General features: G+C 65.0%; 18 protein-coding genes. 7 read left to right on the top strand and 11 right to left on the bottom strand.

The window, feature by feature from the left end; genetic code table 11:
- The first annotated feature begins 5 nt into the window (after positions 1–5).
- The 3 genes from HSEST_RS03535 (at position 6) to HSEST_RS03525 (ending at position 3,270) form a co-directional block, all read left to right on the top strand.
- Entirely contained in the window at positions 6–1,070 is a 1,065-nt protein-coding gene (locus HSEST_RS03535) for a M48 family metallopeptidase (RefSeq protein ID WP_229122195.1), read from the top strand.
- Positions 1,071–1,147: 77 nt separating this feature from the next.
- The gene (locus tag HSEST_RS03530) at positions 1,148–2,479 is read left to right on the top strand and encodes a M28 family metallopeptidase (RefSeq protein ID WP_229122194.1); all 1,332 of its coding nucleotides are present in this window, start codon (positions 1,148–1,150) and stop codon (positions 2,477–2,479) included.
- 236 nt (positions 2,480–2,715) lie between these two features.
- Positions 2,716–3,270 (top strand): DUF1684 domain-containing protein, encoded by a 555-nt coding sequence (locus tag HSEST_RS03525; RefSeq protein ID WP_229122193.1) that lies wholly within the window; start codon positions 2,716–2,718, stop codon positions 3,268–3,270.
- 81 nt (positions 3,271–3,351) lie between these two features.
- On the opposite strand, the gene HSEST_RS03520 is transcribed toward HSEST_RS03525, so the two are convergent.
- The 3 genes from HSEST_RS03520 to HSEST_RS03510 form a co-directional block, all read right to left on the bottom strand.
- The gene (locus HSEST_RS03520) at positions 3,352–4,509 is read right to left on the bottom strand and encodes a nicotinate phosphoribosyltransferase (RefSeq protein ID WP_229122192.1); all 1,158 of its coding nucleotides are present in this window, start codon (positions 4,507–4,509) and stop codon (positions 3,352–3,354) included.
- A gap of 48 nt (positions 4,510–4,557) precedes the next feature.
- Complete coding sequence (locus HSEST_RS03515; protein ID WP_229122191.1) at positions 4,558–5,868, bottom strand: Hvo_1808 family surface protein; 1,311 nt, start codon at positions 5,866–5,868, stop codon at positions 4,558–4,560.
- A 67-nt stretch (positions 5,869–5,935) separates the two neighbouring features.
- The gene (locus HSEST_RS03510) at positions 5,936–7,600 is read right to left on the bottom strand and encodes an Hvo_1808 family surface protein (protein WP_229122190.1); all 1,665 of its coding nucleotides are present in this window, start codon (positions 7,598–7,600) and stop codon (positions 5,936–5,938) included.
- A 79-nt stretch (positions 7,601–7,679) separates the two neighbouring features.
- Between HSEST_RS03510 and HSEST_RS03505 the strand changes: the two genes are divergently transcribed.
- Together HSEST_RS03505 and HSEST_RS03500 are read left to right on the top strand one after the other, a co-directional pair.
- Positions 7,680–8,252 carry a cysteine hydrolase family protein gene (locus tag HSEST_RS03505; protein ID WP_229122189.1) on the top strand — a complete coding sequence of 191 codons (573 nt, stop codon included), beginning with the start codon at positions 7,680–7,682 and terminating at the stop codon, positions 8,250–8,252.
- A 67-nt stretch (positions 8,253–8,319) separates the two neighbouring features.
- Positions 8,320–8,781 (top strand): GNAT family N-acetyltransferase, encoded by a 462-nt coding sequence (locus tag HSEST_RS03500; protein WP_229122188.1) that lies wholly within the window; start codon positions 8,320–8,322, stop codon positions 8,779–8,781.
- A gap of 60 nt (positions 8,782–8,841) precedes the next feature.
- Here HSEST_RS03500 and HSEST_RS03495 read toward each other — a convergent pair whose 3' ends face one another.
- From HSEST_RS03495 to HSEST_RS03475, 5 genes are all read right to left on the bottom strand, one after another.
- Positions 8,842–9,003 carry a hypothetical protein gene (locus tag HSEST_RS03495; RefSeq protein ID WP_229122187.1) on the bottom strand — a complete coding sequence of 54 codons (162 nt, stop codon included), beginning with the start codon at positions 9,001–9,003 and terminating at the stop codon, positions 8,842–8,844.
- Between the two features lie 197 nt (positions 9,004–9,200).
- Positions 9,201–9,527 (bottom strand): ferredoxin family protein, encoded by a 327-nt coding sequence (locus HSEST_RS03490; protein WP_229122186.1) that lies wholly within the window; start codon positions 9,525–9,527, stop codon positions 9,201–9,203.
- Between the two features lie 2 nt (positions 9,528–9,529).
- Positions 9,530–10,858 (bottom strand): FAD-dependent oxidoreductase, encoded by a 1,329-nt coding sequence (locus HSEST_RS03485; protein ID WP_229122185.1) that lies wholly within the window; start codon positions 10,856–10,858, stop codon positions 9,530–9,532.
- Entirely contained in the window at positions 10,855–11,883 is a 1,029-nt protein-coding gene (locus tag HSEST_RS03480) for an electron transfer flavoprotein subunit alpha/FixB family protein (RefSeq protein ID WP_229122184.1), read from the bottom strand. The genes HSEST_RS03485 and HSEST_RS03480 overlap by 4 nt, the downstream gene beginning before the upstream one ends.
- A gap of 1 nt (position 11,884) precedes the next feature.
- On the bottom strand, positions 11,885–12,664 hold the full coding sequence (locus HSEST_RS03475) for an electron transfer flavoprotein subunit beta/FixA family protein (protein WP_229122183.1): 780 nt from the start codon (positions 12,662–12,664) through the stop codon (positions 11,885–11,887).
- A gap of 259 nt (positions 12,665–12,923) precedes the next feature.
- Here HSEST_RS03475 and HSEST_RS03470 point away from each other — a divergent pair, with 259 nt between their 5' ends.
- A complete protein-coding gene (locus tag HSEST_RS03470; protein ID WP_229122182.1) occupies positions 12,924–13,892 on the top strand; it encodes a DUF5787 family protein in 969 nt (322 codons plus the stop codon).
- Between the two features lie 39 nt (positions 13,893–13,931).
- Here HSEST_RS03470 and HSEST_RS03465 read toward each other — a convergent pair whose 3' ends face one another.
- From HSEST_RS03465 to HSEST_RS03455, 3 genes are all read right to left on the bottom strand, one after another.
- A complete protein-coding gene (locus HSEST_RS03465) occupies positions 13,932–14,753 on the bottom strand; it encodes an MBL fold metallo-hydrolase (protein WP_229122181.1) in 822 nt (273 codons plus the stop codon).
- Between the two features lie 50 nt (positions 14,754–14,803).
- Positions 14,804–15,556: a hypothetical protein gene (locus HSEST_RS03460; RefSeq protein WP_229122180.1), complete on the bottom strand. Its 753-nt coding sequence runs from the start codon at positions 15,554–15,556 to the stop codon at positions 14,804–14,806.
- 101 nt (positions 15,557–15,657) lie between these two features.
- Positions 15,658–15,993 (bottom strand): ArsR/SmtB family transcription factor, encoded by a 336-nt coding sequence (locus HSEST_RS03455; RefSeq protein ID WP_229122179.1) that lies wholly within the window; start codon positions 15,991–15,993, stop codon positions 15,658–15,660.
- 105 nt (positions 15,994–16,098) lie between these two features.
- On the opposite strand from HSEST_RS03455, the gene HSEST_RS03450 reads away from it, so the two are divergent.
- Positions 16,099–16,503, top strand: a complete 405-nt coding sequence (locus tag HSEST_RS03450; RefSeq protein ID WP_229122178.1) for a helix-turn-helix domain-containing protein — start codon at positions 16,099–16,101, stop codon at positions 16,501–16,503.
- Positions 16,504–16,551 lie beyond the last annotated feature (48 nt).

The following is a 16,551-nucleotide window of genomic DNA, read 5'->3' as shown; positions in this document are numbered from 1 at the left end:
GATACGTGTCCCCGCATCGACCGACATCGCTCCGGCGACGGCTGGCAGCCACGGTACTCGCGATCGTAGTGGCTAACGTGGTGTTCGTCACCGCGCTTTTGGGGCTGCTGGCACCGTTCGTCGAGCGCGCACGCGGTGCGGTCGCACCGGCGGTTCCAGGCGTAGTCTGGTGGACGGTACTAGTTGGACTCTCGCTTTCGGGCTTGCTCGCCGTCCAGCTTCGGACTGCACGGGCGATGGCGTTGTCCCGAGCGGACGTGACGCGCCTCTCTGCATCGGACGCCCCGGAGTTACACGACCGCGTCGAGCGGCTCTCGGCACTCCTCGATCGCCAGCCGCCGGCGGTCGGGCTGATCGACTCGACGACGCCCAACTGCTTTTCGGTCGGCGGCGGCGATCCGATGATCGTCCTCAGCAGCGGGTTGCGCGAACAACTCACCGACGCGGAACTGGACGCGGTGCTGGCACACGAACTCGCGCATCTCCAGAACCGGGACGCGACGGTGATGACCCTGGCGACGTTTCTGCCGGCACTGGCGAGCGATCGGCCTGTCGCCGGGCTCCCGCGCTGGCTGCGGGCGAACCTCTTCGGTGGCGCGGTGCTGTTCGCGCTGATCGTTGCGGCGGGCTGGACGGATCCGACCTCGCCCGTGTCACTGTTGGTCGCGGCGGGCCTCTCGCTCGTGCTCGGTGGCGTCGGTCTGGGGGTCCTGGCGACGCCAGTCGTCTACCTCACTCACCGGCTCTCCCGGGACCGGGAGTTCGCGGCCGACCGGGCAGGGGCGATGCTGACCGGGGAACCGGAGGCACTCGCCAGCGCGCTCCGGAAGCTCGACGATGCGGTCGAATCGAGCCCCGAAACGGATCTCCGGTCGATGGACAGCCTCGTCGAAGGGCTGTGCCTGCTCCCGTACGGATTCTCCCGCGACGAGTCGGCGGACGACGACGGACTCACGATCAAGCTTCGGTCACACCCGCCGACCGACCGGCGGATAGAGCGTCTGCAGTCGGTCGCCGCCGAACTGGAAGGGGGAGAGGATGAGTCCCTAACTCGCCCGGAGTTGTCTTGACTGCGATCGGACGCAACGACGCGACCGTGTCATCCGCGCAGGGGAGTTTTTTGGTCCACCCGTTCGACGCATTCGCCATGGACGAACGGGTGACGCGCCGTCTCGGGACGATCTGGCAGTCCGACCGCCCCTGGCGCGTGGTGACGACGCTGGCGGAATTCGAGGACAGACTCGGGGGGCATCCGGGCGAAAAGCGGGCGGCGGAGTTCCTGCGTGACGAGCTCGAAGCACTCGGCGTCGAGGACGTCCGCCAGGAGTCGTTCGCGATCCCGGAGTGGACGCGCGGGGAGACATCGCTATTGGTCCACGTCCACAGCAAGGACCGCGAGCGAACCTTCGAGGCGCGAGCGCTGCCGTACTGCCCGGAGGCGACCGTCGAGGCACCACTGGTGGATGTCGGGTACGGCACGCCCGAGGAACTCGACGAAAACGACGTGGAGGACGCGATCGTCGTCGCGAGTGCGGCCACGCCGCCGTCGGCCGATCGGTTCGTCCACCGGACCGAGAAGATCGGTCACGCGGCCGAACGCGGCGCCGCGGGGTTCATCTTCGCGAATCACCGGCCCGGACAGCTCCCGCCGACCGGCTCGCTCCGGGTCGGCGACACCTTGCCCGCGGTGGGAGTCAGCCACGAGACCGGCGAGTGGCTCCGTGACTACGCTCGAAACGGGGCGGCCGCCAGGCTGAACGTCACCGCGTCGGTCGAACCGGGAACGAGCCAGAACGTCCGCGGCCGGTTCGGTCCCGAGACCGACGCGTCCGTGCTCCTGGTCGCTCACTACGACGCCCACGACGTCGCGGAGGGGGCGCTGGACAACGGCTGCGGCGTCGCCGTATCTCTGTCCGTCGTCGACGCACTGCGGGAACTGGAACTCGACCGCGGCGTCGAGATCGCGCTGGTCGGGTGTGAGGAACTGGGGCTACAGGGCAGCGAGACCCTGGCGGCAAGCGTCGATCCCGAGGACGTGCATGCGGTCGTCAACCTCGACGGAGTCGGACGGGAGCGGACGATTCAGGCGCTGACACACGGTAGTGACGAACTCGGCGCACTTGCGGAAGAGGCGTTTGCGGCGGTCGGCCATCCGCTGGAGGTCCAGGACCGGCCCCATCCCTACAGCGATCACTGGCCGTTTCTCCGCCGGGGCATCCCGGCGCTGCAGGTGCACAGCCAGGCGAACGACGAGACCGGCACCTGGAAACGAGGGTGGACGCACACGCGGGCGGACACCAGGGACAAGGTCGATCAACGGACGCTCCGCGAGCACGCAATGTTGGTGACGCTGCTCGTTCGCGAGTTGGTCGGGACGGACCTCGATCGGATCGACCCACAGCGGCTCAGAGACGATCTGTCGGATGCCGAGCCCAGTATGCGAGCGGCCGATATCTGGCCCGACGCGTGGGACGAGTGATCGACGCGGATCCCCCCTCTCGAACGCGAAACACCGCCGAAGCACACGAGCGGCGTCGAACGCTGGACCGACAGTCCGAATCCTCAAAGTACCGGAGCAGCCACACAGCTTTGAGAACGGGCACAGAACCCGCGTCACGCTGTCGCTCCCACGGATTTCGGTCGGCCCAGACAGTATTGTCCAAATAACGCACAACAGTCGGAAGAGTAAACTGGCCCCTCACCGTACCACGGAATATGAGCGACGACTGGCAAAGCGAACTCGAACAGCAGCGCGAACAGAAAGAACAGTATTTCGGCTCACATCCGCGGTCGCCGATTCCGAACCACGCCGATTTCGCGGGACTGGAGTATTACCCGATCGACCCGGCGTATCGGTTCGAACTCGAACTACACGAACACGACGACAAGGAGCACATAACCGTCGAGACGACCGCCGACGGCTCACAGGAGTACGTTCGCTACGGTGAGTTCCGGTTCGAGGTCGACGGCGAGGAGCTGACGCTACAGGCCTACCAGCCGGTCGGCGGCGAAGACCGTCTGTGGGTGCCGTTTCGCGACGAGACCAACGACGAGGAGACCTACGGCGCGGGCCGGTACATCGATCTCGAGGTGGGCGAGCACAGGACTGCGGACGGAACGTGGATCCTGGATCTCAACGAGGCGTACAACCCGACGTGCGCATACAACAAGGCCTACGAATGTCCGCTGATCCCGATGGAGAACTGGCTGGACGTTCCGATCGAAGTCGGCGAAAAGGACTACCCGGACGAGCCGGTCGGACACCAGTAGCGGCCCAATTCTCTCAGACGGACTGTTCCGCATCGATCACAAGAGTGCGATCGTCGTGGCAGATCGGTACAACAGTCCGTATCACTCGCTTGCGAACCCGACAGCGTCGGCGTCCTGACTGGCCAGCCGCGCGGCGTTCTCGATATCGAACTCCCGGACGATCTCGCCGTCCCGGACCAGCGGCTCCATGAGTGACTCGCCGTCGACGGGGCCGGGCCGGTCCGCGAGCGCGACGTGATGACCGCCGTCCGGGGTCCGGTAGACGTCTTTCACGCCGGCGAGCTTGCCGCGCTTGGAAGTGGGCTGTCCGTCGACCTCGACGATGTCCAGTGCGAAATCGACCGGGTCCGCGTTGCTGACGTACCCGCCGACGCCGAACCCGTCGGCAACGTCCCGAAGCTCGCGCAACTGGTCGGGCCCGAGGCCGCCGCTGACGAAGACACCGATATCGTCGTGACCCCGTGCGTCCAGTTCCCACCGGACCTCCTTGATGATGTGTCTGAAGTCGCCACGCCGGGAACCGGTCGTGTCGAGGCGGACGCTGTCGATGTCCTCGATAGTCTCGACGGCGCGAAGCGTCTCGTCGACCTCGTCGGTGAAGGTGTCACAGAGCGCGACACGGGGCACGTCGGGGCCGACAGCCTCGTCGAACGCCCGCCAGGCCGCTTCCTGGTTACCTCGGCCGAAGGAAAGCACCAGCGCGTGGGGCATCGTCCCCCCGGCCTCCCGGCCGATCATCTCGCCGGCAGCGACGTTGGAGATGCCGTCGAGGCCGCCGATCAGGGCGCCCCGCTCGACGACCGGCGCGATCGCGGGATGGACGTGTCGCGAGCCGAAGCTCAGCACCGTCGAGTCCGGCGCGGCCCGCCGCGCTCGCAAGGCGTTGGTCGCAATGGCGCTGGCGTGTGACAGAAACCCGAGCAACGCCGTCTCCAGCCGACAGAACTCCAGATAATCGCCTTCGATCCGGGCGACCGGACCGCCGTCGAACAGTTGCCCTTCCGGCAGTGCCTCGACGTCCACCTCGTAGCCCTCGAAGAGATGCGCGAGGTCCTTCAGCCCGGCCAGCACCTCGAACTCGCCGTCGGGAAACTGGTCGGCGGTCACTTCGGCGACGACGTGGGGATCCTTGCCCGCGTGTTCGAGCGCCTCGACCGTGCGGTCGAAGTACGCGTCGGTCGCTCGCTCCGCACGGATCGCGTCCACCCCGAGAAAGTCGAACGGGCCACTATCGGTCATACGCGAGCTACCGGCTGCAGATGAAAAAAGGGACCTATTCCATCCCCGTCACGACGGCGCGTGGACGGCATCGAGGCCGGGAGCGGTCGGAGCGTTGACGATCGTCACCGTCTGTCCGTCCCGCGAGATCCGGAACGCGTCGGCGAATCCGCCGTCCCCGATACGGTATCGACCGTCACCGATTCGATCGGCGCCCCGACGGTCGAGAAGCGTCCGGTACCCCTCGGCGAACGCACGGGCCTCGCCGGGAGTCGCCCAGCGAACTCGCCACACGTAGCCGTAGCCGCCGCTACCGTTGTGGTAGGGGACGATCCGATCGCCCGCCCAGCCGCTCGACAGCGGATGGTCGTAGTCGTACTGCGCTGCCCCGCTGCGGTCGATCACGCCGGTCGCGGCGAACATCGCGTAGATCGATCCCTCGCCGACGGTGTCATGGCCCGGACGGTCGAGGTCGTCAAACTGCTCCCATCCACTGTTCGAGCGATCAGGAATAGGCACGGTCGCCGGTTCGTCGCCGGGATAGCGGTCGGGATGGATGACCTGTTCGGTGCTCGCGGGGAACCGTCCGTACCCGTCGTCGACAGCACGCCAGTCGCCACGCTCGCGCAATGCCTCGACGAACTCGGGCCCTTCGGCGTAGGGGAGATAGCTCACCAGGAACAGTCCCTGATTGAACGAGCCCGATCGAACGGGGGCTGCTCGGGGCGTCTCGATGCACTCCCAGGTCACCCCACAGAGACGTTCGTAGCGGTCCTGGACGTAGTTGGCGTCGCCTTCGATGAGACTCCAGACGGCGAGTTGCTCGTCCTGCAACTGGCGCGTCTCCCCGAGGGAGAGGTGTTGGTCCTGTAACGCGTGGACGAGTTCGTGGACGAGCGTCCCGCGGGCCACCCGCGGCGTCGCCGAGTCGCTGACGAGGACGATCTCCCCGTCCCCCGGCGAGTAGTACCCCACCACTGACGAGCCGCGGTTGGTCGCCCGCGCCTCGGGATACGTCTCGCCCTCGCCGATGATGTGCAACGCCTCCCAGACCTGTTCGTTCCATCGCTGTCGGGCGGTCAGATTTGCAGCGTCCGAAGCGTCATTGGTGCGGTTGCGGTACTCCGCCCGGGAGATGACCCGTACGTCGACGGTCTCCTGGAACTCGTGGCCGCGGATGTACTCGACGCGTGCCATCGCGCGTCCGACGACGGCCTCGCGTTCGCTCTCATTGAGGCCGTCGCCGGTCGTGACCGCGATGTCAGCGTCGTATCGGTATCCGTTCTCGACGCCGATATCGTCCGTAGTCGCAGGTGGTGAGATACACCCCGCGATCACGAGCGCAGCCGCGAGCGCCAGAATCGCGAGGTGCCGTCGCATTGGCCGTCGTAGGGGACTCCTGAGCAAAGGCGTTCCGGACGACGTGTCGAACAACCACAACGTGCGCCTACGTGTGGCGTCGAACTGCGACGGCGGCGCTGGCAAGCACTGCGAGCAACGCGACGGCGACACTAAAGCCCGGACCGAATCCATCACCGGTGTCCGTCGTCGCCCCATCTGGTCCCGCCGTCTCGTCTGACTCAGTCGTCTCATCGGTGTCCGTGTTCGTCTCGTCTGACTCAGTCGTCTCGTCTGGGTCCGTTTCGTTCGCTGGTGCCACGCCAGCACGGATCTCCGACAGATCGGCGACAGTTGGCCCGTTGACGATCGTCACCGTCTGCCCGTCGTGTCCGACGTAGAACGCGTCACCGAACGGTTCGTCGTCAGAGACCCGGTAAGTGCTCTCGTTCTCGGGGACCGATTCGGCACCGTAGTACTCAAGCAACTCGACGTACGCGTCGGCGAACGCACCGGCGTCGTCGACCGTGTCCCACTCGATCTGCCAGACGTACCCGGTCTCGTTGGTTTCCGCCGACTCATTCGTGGCGTAGGGGTAGAGCCGGTCGTTGCCCCAGCCGTTCGTGACGTCGAGACCGTAGTTGAGCGTCCGACGGTCAGTAAATATCTGTTCGGGACGCAAAACGGGAACATCGCTGTATTGTGACGCGACCGCCGGCCGCAGGAACATCGCGCTCAGCCCGGCCTGGCCGAAGCGGGCGTAGTCGACGCTCCCGTTGCCCAAGTCTGGCACAGACCATTCGTCGCTACTCGAATCAGTGAACGTAATATTTACTGGGCCTTCGTCAGGGTATTTCTCGGGATGGATGACCTGCTCGGTGCTGGTCGGCGGATTGTCGTAGACGTCGTTGACTGCTTCCCAGCCACCCTCAGAGCGGATCTGCTGGACGAACGCCGGGCCGTCGTTGTACGGCTGATACTGCGTCAGGTAGATCCCGTAATTGATGTCGCTCGTGTCACCGCCACCGCTGGAATCGTCGCTACTTGGAGTTACACAGTTCCAGTCGTCACCACAGTTGGTCTGGTAAATCTGGTCGACGAGATTGCCATCACCTTCAATGATCCCGTTGGCCGCGTTGAGTCCCTCCCGGGTCGATCGGTTGAAGGAGATTTCGAGTTTCTGGTCCTGCAGGGCGTGAAACAGTTCCTGGGAGAGCGTGACCTCGTCCATTTTCGGGGTGGTCGCGTTCTCCGAGACGATCACGATCCGGTCGTCGCCGGGACTGTAGTAGCCACCGATCGTCGCCGTCTGGGTCGACCGGAACGAGGAGAGGGCGTTTTCGTCTTCACCGATCGAGAACATCGCCTCCCACTTGACGTTCTGATGGATCCGGTTGGCCGTCGAGGTGTTCGTGTCGCTGACGCTCCGGTTGTCGCTGAACGCCGCCCGGCTGATTACCTCGACCGGGACGGTCCCGTTGAACTCGATACCGCGGACGGACTCGACACGAGCCATCGAACGCGCGACGACGGCGTCGAGTTCACTCTCGTTGAGACCGTCATCGGGCGTCACGTCGATCGATTCGTTGTACCAGTAACCGTTCTCCCAACCGAGGGGGTCGCCGGGCGGATCCGGCGGTTCCGTGTCCGCAGACGACTGGACCGGTACCTGCTCGGCGGCGTGACCGTGACTCGCGGCGCCGGCGGAAAGAGAGGCAGAACCCACCGCAAGCACCCCGACGAGGACGATCAGTAGGACAGTGCGGGGACGCATATATCGTGCCACGACGTTCAGATATAAAAACACATCCAATTCGGCACAACTATCCCCTGAGAGGGACGTACGTGTCGATATGCGTCTGGATCCCGATTCGACAGCGGTCGTGGTCGTCGACATGCAAAACGGGTTCTGCCATCCCGACGGGACCCTCTACGCGCCCGGCAGCGAAGACGCCATCGAGCCCTGCGTCGACCTAGTCGATCAGGCCAGCGACGCGGGTGCGACCGTCGTATTCACGCGGGACGTCCATCCGCCCGAGCAGTTCGAGGACGCCCACTACTACGACGAGTTCGAGCGCTGGGGCGAGCACGTGCTGGAAGGTTCCTGGGAGGCCGAACTCGTCGACGAACTCGATCCCGACGACGCGGATCTGGTCGTCGAGAAGCACACCTACGATGCGTTCTATCAGACCGAACTGGAAGGGTGGCTGAACGCCCGCGGGATCGACGACCTGGTGATCGTCGGGACGCTGGCGAACGTCTGTGTCCTGCAGACGGCCGCAAGCGCCGGCTTGCGTGACTACCGACCGATCCTGCTGGAAGACGCCGTCGGCGCGATCGAGGACGGACACCGCGAGTACGCGCTGGAGCATGCCGACTTTCTGTTCGGCGAAGTCACCACGCGCGAGGACATCGAGTTCGGGTGATCGCGATGGTTGTCAGTCGATCCCCGAGCGTGAGTGGTCGTCTCGGCATACGGGGACAGCCATCTCGATGACCGACGCCACGATCCGCCGGTTCGAACCCGGCGACACCGACGCCGTGCTGGCGCTGAACGAGCGGGCGATGGCCGCCGAGGGGACCGATCCCGAGGACGTGCCCGGGATCGACGACCTTCGCCGAATCGAGTCCGAGTATCTCGATTCGGGCGGGGAGTTCCTCGTCGCGGATCTCGGCGGCGACATCGTCGGCATGGGCGGGCTCACGATCGACGGCGAGACGGCCGAGGTGTTCCGGATGCGCGTCGATCCCGACTACCAGCGCTCGGGACTCGGTTCGGCGCTGCTGGATCGGCTGGAGCGGGCCGCCCGCGAGCGCGGTGCGACGCGACTGCTCGCGGAGACGGCCCGCCGCCAGCAGGCGGCCACGGAGTTCTACCCGGCACACGGCTTCGAAGAACAGGGCCGACGGTCGTTCGGCGAGTACGAGTTAATTCAATTCGAGAGGCTGCTGTAGATCATCATAAAGATTCGGGGGTGTACCAGTGGTGGGACGGTCACCGGTCCCGACGATTCGTCAACCTATGAGACCAACAGCCATTGCCCCGAAAATTGCAGTCAACATGACCGTCAGACCTAGCAACCACCCGAACCTTCGATTTGCAATCAGCCCGATACTGGAGAATGCAGTGCCGATTGCACCAAGTCCGAGGAGTGCTATGCCGAGATTGGCTTCCATGATCCCACCTTAGTCATTGCACCAAGAGCAGGTTAACGTTGCTCCTGTACTCCCAAGAATTGCGGATATACACGCGACACAGGACCAACAGAGTTACGCACCAGGTGTATGTCCCGCCGGAACTCTGTGCAGAGACTTGCCACTCCGGTGCTGACAGTCTTGAGTGACGGACAACTGGCAGTATGAAATGGGGGCCGTTATCCGAACTTGTAGGAGACCCCGTTACCGGTCTCGGGGTACTCCCACTCGACGTTGCCGTGCGGGCAGGCGAACCGACAGGTACCACACTCGAGACAATTCTCGTAGGCGATCATCGGAACGCCGCCCTCCTCCGCTCGCCAGACATCAGCGGGGCAGGCGTTGACACATTCGTAGTTCGTACACTTCTCCTCGCAGATCCCCTCGACTTTGACGTCGAGGTGACTCTCGCCGCTGTCGCTGTACTTGACCGTGTACAGGCGGTCTTCGATCGATTCGCGCTCTACCTCAGGGGTGTCCGGAACGTTGGGTTTTGCGGTACTCATTGTTATGATAGCATCTTGCGGAACTTCCAGGCTTTCTTGGCGGCGCCGAGCCAGCCGCCGGTGGCATCGAGGATGTGGCTCTTGGCCTCCGAGACGTGCTCATCTTTCGGCGTGTTGTCCATCTTGAAGTACGCGTCGCCGGCCCGTCCGAGCGCCCGCGGCAGATCGTCGAACAGGAACTCCTTCTCCTCGGCGGCGGTGTCCATGAACCAGCCGTAGTGCTCTAGGTTCTCGACGACGTAGGAGTTCCGGAGGTCGGTCTCGTAGCTCGCCAGCGCGGCCTCGTCAGTCCGACCCTGCGCCAGCGCATCGGCGACGGCCCGACCGGCGTGGTAGCCGCTCTCGACGGCCATGTTCGTCCCTTCCAGGTGGACCCCGCTGTTGAGCACGAGGCCGGCCGCGTCGCCGACAATGACCGCACCGTCGTGGACCAAGTCGGGCATCGAGTCGGGGCCGCCTTCGGGAATCGCGTGGGCGGAGTACTCGACCATCCGGCCGCCACGCACCAGCGGCGCGACGGCGGGATGCTGCTTGAACTCCTCCAGCACTTCGTCGGGCGTCTTGTCGTCGCGAGCGGCGTCCTCAATCGAGTAGACGACGCCGAGCGAGATTGTCCGCTTGTTGGTGTACAGGAAGCCACCACCGACGGCGTCGCCACAGGCCCCGTCACCGAAGTAGTGTGCGGCCAGCCCGGCGTCGCCGTCGATGTGGAAGCGGTCTTCCAGCTTCTCGCGGTCGTACTTCCGGACCTCCTTGACCGAGACGGCGACGTTGTCCCGGTCGTCCCGATCTTTGAGATCGGCGGCCTCGCTGACCAGTGAGTTGGCACCCTCCGCGAGAACGACCATCGGTGCGCGCAACTCGCCGTCGGGACGATCGGTCTCGACACCGACGATCTCACCGTTCTCCTTGATGAGATCGGTCACCGTCGTCTCGGTGACCAGCATCGAACCTGCCTCGACGGCCTGCTCGGCGAACCACTCGTCGAAGTCCCCACGCAGTACCATCCAGGAGTTGTTGTGGGGCTCCTCGCGCCAGGACGAGGGCGCGATCGACATCGAGGTCTCGTCGCCCTCCTCGCTGAGCATGCTGTAGGTCTTCTTGGAGACGTACCGTTCCTTCGGGGCGTCCTCGAAGTCCGTCAGCTCGCGGATCCGCGGCGTGTACAGGACGCCGCCGAAGACGTTCTTCGTGCCCGGCGACGGACCACGCTCGATCATAATCACGTCTAGCCCGTCGCGAGCCATCGTCAGTGCAGCCGTCGACCCGGCCAGTCCCGCGCCGACGACGATTGCGTCGTACATGTTATCGTAGTTCGGAGTCTCGCTCATGCCGGAATCGCCTCCTCGTTCTCCTCGAAGTACTCGATCAATTCGGGAATGACCTCGTGGAGGTCACCGACGATACCGTAGTCAGCGTTGTCGAAGATCGGTGCGTTGGGATCGGTGTTGATCGCGATCACCGTCTCGCTATCGTCCATCCCTTCGAGATGCTGGATCGCACCCGAGATCCCGGCCGCGACGTACAGCTTCGGTCGGACGGTCTTGCCGGTCTGGCCGACCTGTCGGGCCGGTTCGATCCAGCCCTCTTCGACGGCGTCACGGGTCGCTGCGACCTCACCGCCGAGGAGGTCAGCCAGCTCCCACAGCGGCTCGAAGTCGCCCTCGGCGCCCATCCCGCCGGCGACGACGATATCGGCGTCGGTGATGTCGGCGACGTCGCCGACCTCGCGCTCGAGTACCTCGGTCATCGTCTCGTCCTCGTCGACGACGACCTCGACGGTCTCGACCTCGCCCTCGCGGCCCTCCTCGGGTTCCGCAGCCGGGAACACCCCGGGTCGGACGGTCGACATCTGCGGTCGGTGCTCGGGACAGATGATCGTCGCCAGCGCGTCCCCGCCGAAGGCCGGCCGGCGCATCTCGTAGCGACCGTCTTCCATCTCCAGTTCGGTGCAGTCGGCGGTCAGGCCTGCGTGTGTCGGCACCGCCACGCGGCCGGCGAAGTCCCGACCGGTGTGGGTCCCGCCGATCAGCGCGACGGCGGGCTTGCGCGTCTCGACGAGGTGGCGGAACTGCTCGCCGTAGGGGTCCGACCGATAGGGCTCGAACACCGGATCGTCGGCGATCAGCACTGTGTCGGCCCCGCGGGCGATACACTGCTCGGGGATGTCCGTCTCGTCGAGATCCGCACCCATCACCAGGGCGACGAGGTCCTCGCCGCGCTCGTCGGCCAGATCTCGACCCTTGCTCAGCAGTTCCCAGGCGACGTTCGCGATCTCGCCGTCGTGCTGTTCGACGAACACCCAGACGTCGTCGTGTGCCTCGATATCGGCACTGGTGTCGCTCGTGGCTGCCATCTCAGAGCACCTCCGCTATCTGCTCGGCGAGTTCGTCGGTCTCGTCGACGACCTCCTGTTCGCGCGGGACCGGATCCGCGGTGTCCATGCCGCCGACCTGCGTCGGCGAGACGGAGAGTCCGACCTCGTCCTCGACGCCGAGATCCTCGGCCGTCCAGGTCTCGGGCTCGAAGTCGGCCTCGGCGAAGATCTTGCGGTGTAGCCCCGCAGGACGGGGATCGTTCTCGCCGAAGCCCATCGCGACGACGACCGGCAGTTCGGCGGCGACTTTCTCGTAGCCGCCTTCCACGTCACGCTTCGCGACGAGTTTGTCCCCGTCGGGCCGGGGTTCGAGCTCCTCGACGTATGTGAGCTGTGCCCAGCCGTTGTGGGCGGCGATCCCCGGCGGGACCTGGCCAGTCGAGGAGTCCGTCGTCTCCTCGCCGCCGAGGACCACGTCAGCATCCAGTTCCTCGGCCCCGCGGGCCAGTGCCAGGCTCGTCGGCCAGGTGTCACTGCCACCGAAGGCCGGATCGGACAGGAGGACGCCGTCGTCGGCACCCATCCCGACGGCCACACGCAACACCGCGTCGGCGTTCGGCGGCCCCATCGAGAGGGCCGTCACCGTTCCGCCGACCTCGTCGCGCAGTTCCAGCGCCGCTTCGACCGCGTTGTAGTCCGGCGCGTTCATCACGGCCTCGGCGTCGGAGCGATTCAACCGTCCCGTCTCCGGGTCTATAGAAACGTCGTCCGCATCGGGTACCTGCTTGACGCAGACGACTATGTTCCATCCATCTGTCATTGTATGACCCCCATATATCGGGTGTGGGGTAGCTCTTCGTTCGCTACTCAGAGCGTTATGTTAGTAAACGACCGCCACATTCTCAGCGCGTGGGAACCGCGCCCGAAAAGACATTTCAGGCCGATGTTGACTCTTGCAAGCCGTATTTCGACAAAGATCTCGTTCCCGATGGCCATGTCACCAACCCCCATATATACGGGGTTACAGAACCCGGTATACACGGCGAGACGCTTTTGCGCGTGGCGGGCAACGTCCAGGCGTGCGCGAGTACGGGTTCGAACTGGCGCTGTGTGCGGCGCTTGAATCCGACGAGCGGGTGGTTAGCCGCCAGCTCGGTGCGAGCATCCACGGGCGCCGCATCATCGACACGGTCGTGCTCGAACCCGGGCCGGGGTTCGACCAGCGGACGACCATCACCGATCGGACGATCCCGGATCGACTCATCGAGGCGGACGTCGGCGTCGGCCAGGCGCGTGACTGGCGGCGCGTCTTCCCGGATCTGCGGCCGGAACGGGCGCGATCGCGGATCGATCGCGGCGTCGAAATCGGATTCTTCGAGCGCGAACGGCGGGGCGGCACCCTGCGAGTGCGACAGACCGCACGCTATCCCGGTGCGTGGTTCGACCGGCTGGTCGGCATCGAGAACAAGCCCGACCTGGATCGGCCGGGCGAGCTACAACGCCAGCTCCGACAGGACGTGGCGCTGGGGCTGTTTGACGAGGTGATCCTGGCGACAGCCTCCTACGTGACTGGCGCGCACCGCAACCGGATCCCCGATCCGGTGGGGATCTGGCGGTTCGATCCCGAGCGCAACGAGCGTGAGGTGATCAGGGAACCGACACCGCTCGATCCCTCGGCGGGCGGGATCGATATCATCGCGGAACGCCCCGGGCGGACGGAGATCCGGACGGTCGATCCGGAGGCGAAACGACGGGCTCGGCGGCGGCTGGCCGAGCGGGCCTACGGCAAAGGCTGGCGGCCAGCGGAACTGCCGGCGTGTGCGAACTGCGATCCCGACGACGACTCGCGGGACGCGACCGTGCCGTACTGTACCTATCACGATCGGATCGTGGAACCGGCCGCCGAGTGCGGCCCGGAGTGTCCGGGACACGGCTCCGCTGAGCCGCCCGCGTTCGACCGCATGACCGAGCGGGCGGAACACAGCGCCTGGGTGCGCGACCCGAAGGGACACCAGCGGCGACAGGCGGGGCTGGACCGGTTCGGGTAGGCCGGCCCGTCCATCCAAATCCCGACGACCGTCCCACGATCACAACTCGAAGCGCGCCCCGTCGACGGCCATATCCTCGGCGAACGCTCGGTCGGCAGGAATGTAATGCGAGAGGTGGACGAGCCGCGTCTCGGTCGCGTCGAGTCGGTCACCGAGCTGGCGGGCCCCTTCGATGGTCATGTGCTTGTCGCCGAAGGTCCGGGGGACGCCCGCGTCGTCGTGGTGGCGACCGCCCATCGGGTGATACTCGCAGTTTTCCGCGGGGACGATGCCGTCAGCCAGCAGGAGATCCGCCCCCGAAAGGACGTCAAGCGATCGGTCGGGAATCGCGTAGCTGGTATCGCCCGAGAGCGCGAGTCGGCTGCCAGTCTCGGAATCCTCGACGAGCAGGCCGTAACACAGAAGCGGCGGGTGATCGACGGGGACGAGCGTCAGTTCCAGGCCAGCCGTCTCGACCGTCTCGAAGGGCGCTGTCGGTTCGACGGACACCGCATCGAGATAGTCGTAGCGCCCCCGAACGGTCTGAGCGACGCTCTCGCCGGTCGTCGGATCGGTCTCGTCGGTCGCGTACACCGGTAACTCGTCGACGAGCCGGTAGACGTTCCCCAGTCCGTCGAGGTGATCGAAATGAATGTGCGTGACGACCGCAGCGTCCGGCGGATCACAGTCCTCGCGCAGGAATTGATACCGGAAATCGGGGCTGAAATCGATCAACAGCGTCCCTCCGGACGCCGACTCGACGTGCACCGAGAAGCGGGTGCGCTCGACACCCATCGAACGGGCACGCTCGCAGGTGTCGCAGTCACAGCCGACGGTCGGTGTCCCCGTCGTGTCACCGGTCCCCAGCAGCGTGACTTCCATCGCTGATCGAAACGAGGGCGGGACCTTTCACAGTGACGGTCGCGGGACCCCTATAGCTCTTTCAGCGTCGGGATGAGGCTCGTCCGAGTCTGTTCGGAGACGGATTTGATCGTCGCGAGTTGCTCCGGGGTGAACGGGACCGGAACGTCGTCAGTCGAGACCGTGACCGAATCGGATCGTTCGCCGCGCAAGTACAGCTGATCGTCTGGCATCTCCGTCATCAGTACCGTATCCGAGGCGTCCTCGACGCGAGCGATCTCCGCTTCGAACGCGGACGTACTGACGGTAAACAGGTACGTGTGGTCGTCGTCGCGTTCGACGGTCTCGACGAACGCTTCGATGCTGTCGTCGGCATAGGTCGGCGAGAACAAAAACAGGTTCAGCGCGCTTCCGAACACGAGCACGCGGTCGTCGGCGACGCTGTCGATCGCTGTCGAAAGTGCTCGCTCCCAGACAGCGGGTTCGAGCAGGTTCGCCGTGATCGGCCGGCTGTCGGCGTCCATCCCGCCGACGCTGGCCTCCACCTCTGGATCGAAATTCACGAATCGGAGCCGGTCCGGGTACGCATCGACATCGAAGTTGTACAGCTCGGCCATCGTCTCGGCGACGAACTCTCGGCCGGAATTTGTCAGCAGGAAGACCACGCTACCGCCGGATTCGAGCCAGGACTTGACAACAGCGAATCCGACAAGTGGCTTGCCCGAACCGCCGGGCCCGGACACGACGGTCGTTTCACCGATCGGGAGTCCATCCGGCAATACGTCACGTAACCACTCTTGATCGAGGGCAAACGTCTCAGCCATTTGCACGCACTGTACCGGAGTCGTGCGCTTGAACCTGTCGCGCGATTCCACGGCCTTGTGGCGATCACAGGAACAGTCAGGGTTCTCGACGAACGAGGCCGCTACGGCTGGACTGACGGAGCGCCGGGCTCGCGTTCGAGTTGATCGGCCAGGATTTCGCGCATGAGACCCATACTCGTCGCGATCCGGTCGTCAGCGAGCGCGTAGTAACTGTGTACGCCGTCGTCGCGCTTGTGGACGACGCCACGATCGCGCATGAGCTGCAGATGACGCGAGACCGTCGACTGCGGCAGATCCGTCGCGCCCTGGAGCTGTGAGACGCTATACTCGTCGCCACTCTGGAGCAGTTCGAGGAGCTTGAGGCGTTTCGGATTCGAGAACACCTGGCAGAGATCAGCCTGGCGCTCGTAGACCAAATCGTCACGGAGATCGGCCATGGTTGGCTGTACTATCGCCGAGGGACCAATACGTGTTGCTACTCGGAGATTGATTCGGATATCCGGATAGACAGATACAAAGTCGACACCGAGCAAGTGCAGACAATGCCGCAGTCCTTTCAGGAGGTGGCCGCCGCCGAGCCAGACCCGGATCAGGCGCTGGCAATCGTGTTCGGGCTCAACGGTTCCGAGCGGACTGCCTACGCCGCCCTCTGTGAGAGCGACGAGCCGATGAGCGTCCAGGAGCTCGCGGACGAGCTCGACTGTGCACTGACGACAGCCTACCGCATCGTCGATACACTGGAGGCACACCGGCTGGTCGAATCGAAGATCATCAGAGATAGCACCTGTCAACGATCGGTCTACGAGGCCGCCGATCCGGCCGTCGTCGCCGAGCGGATGGAGGCGCAGGTCGATCAGGCGTACACTGACTGTCGGAACGCCGTCGAGACGTTCGCGACAGATCCGGTTGCCGACTGTGGACTGTTCGAGAGCGGCGACAGGAAGTGATAACCATCTTATTATTCGGGCAGAGAAGCGCTTTTGGGCCTTCTTAGG

This window comes from Halapricum desulfuricans (genome assembly GCF_017094465.1).
GTDB lineage: Archaea > Halobacteriota > Halobacteria > Halobacteriales > Haloarculaceae > Halapricum.
Note: the sequence above shows the minus strand (reverse complement) of the source record. Positions and strands in the feature narration are given on the sequence as shown.